Origin of the sequence: Burkholderia sp. E168m23 (assembly GCF_016586125.1) — a bacterium.
Classification (GTDB): Bacteria; Pseudomonadota; Gammaproteobacteria; order Burkholderiales; family Burkholderiaceae; genus Burkholderia; species Burkholderia orbicola.
Window position 1 is genome coordinate 1 of record NZ_BCPP01001724.1, and the last position, 517, is coordinate 517.

General features: G+C 62.3%; 1 protein-coding gene. It reads right to left on the reverse strand.

Translation table 11 applies throughout. The features are described 5' to 3' along the window. On the reverse strand, positions 1–357 hold a 357-nt coding region (locus tag JMF90_RS39890), incomplete at its 3' end, for a TIGR02594 family protein (RefSeq protein WP_201326636.1). Positions 358–517: the final 160 nt, after the last annotated feature.

The window sequence follows — 517 nt, forward strand, 5'->3', positions numbered from 1 at the left end:
TTCCCGAACCTCTTCCAGCTGGTTGCCGCCAAACAGGTGAACGTGTTCGGCATCGTGGCGCAGGTAGAAACCGACGTGCCCTTTCCAACTCGTCGGATCGTCGCGCGTCAGGATCGCGATGCAGCCGTAGACCGGGCGCTCCAGCGGTTTGCCCCATTCCAGCCACGAGCGCGCGAGCGCGGAGCCGGTGCCGCGGAATCCGGCGTGCGCCATGCACCAATTCACGAAGGACGAGCACCACGAAATCTTGTCGTCGTAACCGACCAGGTTCGTCTGGTTGTTGTATTCGACAATGCGCGGGTTGACACTGCCCGGCGGGTGGCGGCGGATGCCGAGTTCGGCCAGCGCGACGGACATCCACGGCGGATGGGCAGCTTTTACTTTGCTCTCAGGGTTTGATAGGGTCACGTCGTTCTCGGGTACGTGTCGGTGCTGTTTCGCGCAATCTTCGCACGAATACGGCGAGCCCATAGCACCCTTCACGGCGAGCGATTTTCGCCGGGTCCGCCCGTATCAT